Genomic DNA, 5,230 nt, shown 5'->3' with positions numbered 1-5,230 from the left:
GCCGGAAAGCCCGCCAAAGTCGCCTTCATCGCCATCGCCAGAAAGCTGCTCATCACCCTCAACGCAGTCATCCGAGATCAAAAACCGTTCTGTCCCTGATCGGAAAACTACAGTTGCCGGGTCGGCGCTCGCTTCGCTCGCTGGCCCGGGACGACGAGGCCCTACTGCCTCGCCAGCACCAGCGAGAATTCGCCGTTGCGGACGCGGCCGGGCAGGCCTTCGACGAACTTGGCTACGGCGTCTTCGCCGTAGGTTCCGACCAGCTCGGCAAACGCCGCGAACAGGCTGGCCTGGGCCAGGCAGTCGCCATCGACGCCGTCGTGGCGCGCTTCGGCCCAGGCTTCGTTGAGGTAGCTCAAAGCGGCCTGCTTCTGCTCATGATCGGGCAACGGATCGCGCGCGGGCTGGTAGGAAATGGACTGGCTCATGAAATTCCCAATGGTCTTTGCGGTGATCGAGGCGAAGCACGTCACTTGAAGCGCGAATCGAGATTTAACATGCGTGGCGGTATCCGCGAGGGACATCTTTAAGAAAGGTTAACAGGCGCGATTCAGATTGTTGGATCTGCCTGACCTATGTGGAACCCGATCACCCGAACCCTTGAGTAACCCTATGGCCGATCGCGCTTTTTCGTCCTTTCTCAGCCCCGGCGACGCGGCGCGCGCGGTGGAACTGCGGCGCGTCAAAACGGTGGCGGCGGTGGTGCTGGCGGGTTGTCTCGCGGCGTTTATTGCCGCGCGAATCATGATGCCCGTGCATCCCGCGTTTGGATTCGTGGCGGCCTTCGCCGAAGCCGCCACCATCGGCGGGCTGGCCGACTGGTACGCGGTGGTCGCGCTGTTCCGCCGGCCGCTCGGGCTGCCGATTCCACACACCGCGATCATCCAGGCGAATCAGAATCGCATCGCCGACAAGCTCGGCGAATTCATCGAGGTGCATTTCCTCGAGGCCGGGCCGGTCGAGGCCAAATTGCGCGAGGTGGATTTCGCCAGTTTTGTCGCCGACTGGCTGAGCGACCGCAAGCGCAGCGCTGATCTCGCGCGCTTCGTGCTCCGGCTGCTGCCGGAAGCGATGGCGGCCACGGAAACCTCGGGCCTCAAGACCTTCGTGATCCGCCGCGTCATGACGCAACTGCAGGCGGTCGATCTGGCGCCGCTCGCGGCGGGCACGTTGCGCGGCTTCATCCGCGACGGCCGCCATCAGGGCCTGCTCGACGATCTCCTGCGCGCGGTGCACGGCGCGCTGACGCAAGCCGACACGCTGGCGGTCATCAGGGACAAGATCCGCAACGAGCTGCCGACGCTACTGAAGCTGTATCGCGCGGATGCGTTCCTGGTGAAGCGCATCGTGAAATCGGCGACGTCGTTCTTCGAGGATGTCCGCAGCGATCCCGACCATCCGTTCCGCGGCGAGTTCAACCAGATGCTGCTGTCCTTCGTCGACAGACTCGAGACCGAGCCGGGTTTCGGCGGCCGCATCGACAGCCTGAAGCGCGATTTCCTGGCGCGTCCGGAGCTTGCCGAGGTGTCGCGAAACCTGTGGGCCAACGCGCGCGCCTTCATCGAGCGCAGCGCGTCCGGCGAAAGTCATGTGCTGCAGCACCATCTCGCCAACGTGTTCATGGCAGCCGGCGCCGCGCTGGCGGGCGATGCCGAGATGCGCGGCGAGATCAACCAGGGCGTGGTGGCGGTGCTGCGCGCCTTCATTGCGGAGCAGAAGAGCGGGGTCTCCGGCTTCATCGCCGACCAGGTCAAGGCTTGGGACATGGGACAGTTGATCGGGGTGATCGAGGTCAATATCGGCAAGGATCTGCAGTACATCCGCTTCAACGGCTCGCTGATCGGCGGCCTCGCCGGGCTGGCGCTGTATACCGCCGAGTTTCTGTTGCGGATGCTGTGAGGGACGGGAGTACCGCACTGCAATGCAGGTACTCCGGTCCCTCCTCGCAATGACACGAACTTGAAATCGTGCAAACCGGGCCTTAACTTGATGGCACAGATAGTCGTTTAATGCGTTGTGTAGCGAGCTCTTTCAGATCAATCGGTTAGACCGGCGACAGCGCCGGCCGCGAGAGGAAATCAGATGTCCGTTACCGCGCAGGCGCAGCGTCCGCCTTCCAAAACCCTGATGTTTCTCGAAGGCCGCGCGATTCACGAATTCGGCGCCTTCCTCGGCGCGCTGCCGCTCTTGAACCTGGCGCCGCGTGGTGACGGTCATCCGGTACTGGTACTGCCGGGGCTGGTGGCCTCCGATACCTCGACGCGACCGCTGCGCAGTTTTCTGAAAGGCCGTGGCTATGCCGTGAGCGGCTGGAAGCAGGGCCGCAACCTCGGCCTGCGCGACGGCGTGCAGGACAGCATGCTCGATCTGCTGCGCGAGATGAACGAAACCCATGGCCGCAAGGTTAGCCTGGTCGGCTGGAGTCTCGGCGGGCTGTACGCGCGGCAGCTCGCGAAGATGATGCCGGATCGCGTCCGGTCGGTGATCACGCTGGGCAGCCCGTTCGCGGCCGGCCCGAAGGCGACCAACGCCTGGCAGGTCTATGAGATGGTCAGCGGCCAGCCCGCGGAGCACACCGGTCCGCAGTTCGGCGGCTCGCTGGCGGACACGCCGCCGGTGCCGACCACTGCGATCTACAGCCGCAGCGATGGCATCTGCGCCTGGCAGGGCTGCATGGAAAAATCCTCGGCGATGTCGGAAAGCATCGAGGTCGAAAGCAGCCATTGCGGCATGGGACATCACCCGGCCGTGGTCTATGCGGTGGCCGAACGCCTCGCCCAGCGCGAAGGCGCCTGGGCGCCGTTCGAGCGCTCCGGCTGGCGCAGCCTGGTCTATCCGGATCCGAGCCGGTAGCGCGTCGCGATATCCCACACACCGCCGTCATCCTGAGGCGCTCGCCGTCTTCGGCGAGCCTCGAAGGATGCCTGTTCAGCGCCCGTGGCCATCCTTCGAGGCCGTCGCTGCGCGACGGCACCTCAGGATGACGGCGGTGTTTGTGGTGCGCATGGATTCGATCATACTGTTTCACAACCACGAATGACGCGATCCACGCGCCGGGACTTTCCGCATGACCTCCACACCGCCCGTCTCCGTCGATGCCCGCTGCCTGCGCCTGCTGGCGAAGGCGGCCGATGCCGCGTCGGTTGCGCCGGTGGTCGAGCGGCACGCGCTGTCGCGGGCGGCCAACGAGGTGCTGGTCGAGGTGCGCGCGGCGGCGGTGAACCCGTCCGATATCAAGGCCGCCACCGGATTGATGCCCTATGCGGTGTTTCCGCGTACGCCGGGCCGCGACTTCGCAGGCGTGGTGATCGACGGTCCCGCCGCATGGATCGGCCGCGAGGTGTTCGGCTCCTCCGGCGACCTCGGCATCCGCCGCGACGGCAGCCATGCCACGCATCTGAGCGTCGAGGCGGCGGCGCTGGTCGATAAGCCGGCGCATCTCAGCTGGGAAGCGACCGCGGGCATCGGCGTGCCCTTCGTCACCGCCATGGAAGGCCTGCGCCGCGCCGGCATGCCGAAGCCCGGCGAGACCGTGCTGGTGATGGGCGTCAACGGCAAGGTCGGCCAGGCCGCGGTGCAGATCGCCACCTGGCAGGGCGCCCGCGTCATCGGCGTGGTGCGCAAGGACGAGCCCTATGACGGCCACGCCAGCGCGGCCGTCGAAGTCATCGATTCATCGTCGGTGGATGTCGCGCCGCGCCTGCGCGAGATGACGGACGGCCGGGGCGCCGACATCGTCTTCAACACCGTCGGCGATCCGTATTTCCAGGCCGCGCACAAGGCGCTGGCGCTGAAGGGCCGGCAGATCCTGATTGCCGCCGTGCAGCCGGTGGTGCCGTTCAACATCCTGGAATTCTACCGCGGCCAGCACACCTATGTCGGCATCGATACGCTCGGGCTGTCGTCGGTGGCATCCGGCGCGGTGCTGAAGGACCTGGCGCCGGGATTTGCCGGCGGTCATTTGAAGCCGTTTCCGATTCGCGCCGGGGCGATCTACGCGCTGCAAGATGCGCGTGAGGCGTATCGGGCGGTGGCGGGATCATCGCGCGATAGGGTGATCTTGAGGCCGTAAGGCGATGTGCCAGTAACGGCTCGCTGACCTCTCCCCGTCATTGCGAGGAGCGAAGCGACGCGGCAATCCAGAAGGCCGCGGGCGAAGGAAGACTGGATTGCTTCGTCGCAAGGGCTCCTCGCAATGACGGGGAGGGTGCGTACGCTTATTCCGCCGCCGTCGTTACGATCCGGATCTCCGAGGTCAGCGTGCGATGCACCGGGCACTTGTCGGCGATCTCCATCAGCCTGCCGCGCTGTTCGGCGTCGAGCGCGCCTTCGATGGCGATGACGCGCTCGATCTGGTCGAGCATGCCTTCCTTGGTGTCGCACTCCTCGCAGTCTTTGGCGTAGATCTTGTGGTGGTTCAGCGTCACCGTCACGCGCTCCATCGGCAGCGCCTTGCGGTCGGCATAGAGCCGCATTGTCATGGCGGTGCAGGCGCCGAGCGCGCTGAGCAGGAGGTCGTAGGGGCCGGGGCCGGTATCGGCACCGCCGGCGGAAGCCGGCTCGTCGGCGATCAGGCGATGCGGGCCGACCACAATCTGCTGCTGGAATTTGGTCGCGCGGGTCTCGCGCACCACGACCTTGCGCGGTTCTTCCGGCAGGCCGGCCGCGGCATCCGCCGCCACCGGCTCGAGATAGCGCGCCGCCCAGGCGGCGATGACGTCGGCGACATAGACGGCATCCCGCCTGTTGGTCAGCAGATGGTCCATGCCGTCGAGCGAGACAAAGCTCTTGGGGTGTTTGGCGGCCAGGAAGATGCGCGTGGCGTTGTCGATGCCGACGGTGTCGTCGGTCGGTGATTGCAGGATCAGCAGTGCCTTGTGGAGCTTGCCGATATGCGCCAGCAAATGGTGCTCGGCGATGTCGTCGAGGAATTCCCGCTTGATCCGGAACGGCCGGCCGGCGAGCTGCACTTCGACTTCGCCCTGGGTGCGGATGCTATCGACGTGTTCGGCAAACATGTGGGTGACGTGGGCGGGATCGGACGGTGCGGCGATGGTCACCACCGCTTTGGCCTCGGGGATCTGCCCGGCGGCGGCGAGGATCGCCGCGCCGCCAAGGCTGTGGCCGATCAGGATGGTCGGCGCCCGGCGGATGCCGCGCAGGTGGTCGGCGGCGAGCACGAGGTCGGCGACGTTGGAGGAGAACGTGGTATTGGCGAAATCGCCTTCGC

General features: G+C 66.0%; 5 protein-coding genes. 3 read left to right on the top strand and 2 right to left on the bottom strand.

The window, feature by feature from the left end:
* Positions 1-161: 161 nt before the first annotated feature.
* The gene (locus tag JWR89_RS10630; RefSeq protein WP_299715409.1) at positions 162-428 is read right to left on the bottom strand and encodes a hypothetical protein; all 267 of its coding nucleotides are present in this window, start codon (positions 426-428) and stop codon (positions 162-164) included.
* A gap of 184 nt (positions 429-612) precedes the next feature.
* On the opposite strand from JWR89_RS10630, the gene JWR89_RS10625 reads away from it, so the two are divergent.
* The 3 genes from JWR89_RS10625 (at position 613) to JWR89_RS10615 (ending at position 4,072) form a co-directional block, all read left to right on the top strand.
* Positions 613-1,899 (top strand): DUF445 family protein, encoded by a 1,287-nt coding sequence (locus JWR89_RS10625; RefSeq protein ID WP_299715406.1) that lies wholly within the window; start codon positions 613-615, stop codon positions 1,897-1,899.
* Between the two features lie 183 nt (positions 1,900-2,082).
* Positions 2,083-2,853: an alpha/beta hydrolase gene (locus tag JWR89_RS10620; RefSeq protein ID WP_299715404.1), complete on the top strand. Its 771-nt coding sequence runs from the start codon at positions 2,083-2,085 to the stop codon at positions 2,851-2,853.
* A 214-nt stretch (positions 2,854-3,067) separates the two neighbouring features.
* Positions 3,068-4,072 (top strand): zinc-binding alcohol dehydrogenase family protein, encoded by a 1,005-nt coding sequence (locus JWR89_RS10615; RefSeq protein WP_299715402.1) that lies wholly within the window; start codon positions 3,068-3,070, stop codon positions 4,070-4,072.
* Between the two features lie 145 nt (positions 4,073-4,217).
* Here JWR89_RS10615 and JWR89_RS10610 read toward each other — a convergent pair.
* A partial coding sequence (locus JWR89_RS10610) for a bifunctional alpha/beta hydrolase/OsmC family protein (protein ID WP_299715400.1) occupies positions 4,218-5,230 on the bottom strand: 1,013 nt, incomplete at its 5' end.

The organism is Tardiphaga sp. (assembly GCF_028290785.1).
GTDB lineage: Bacteria > Pseudomonadota > Alphaproteobacteria > Rhizobiales > Xanthobacteraceae > Tardiphaga.
Note: the sequence above shows the minus strand (reverse complement) of the source record. Positions and strands in the feature narration are given on the sequence as shown.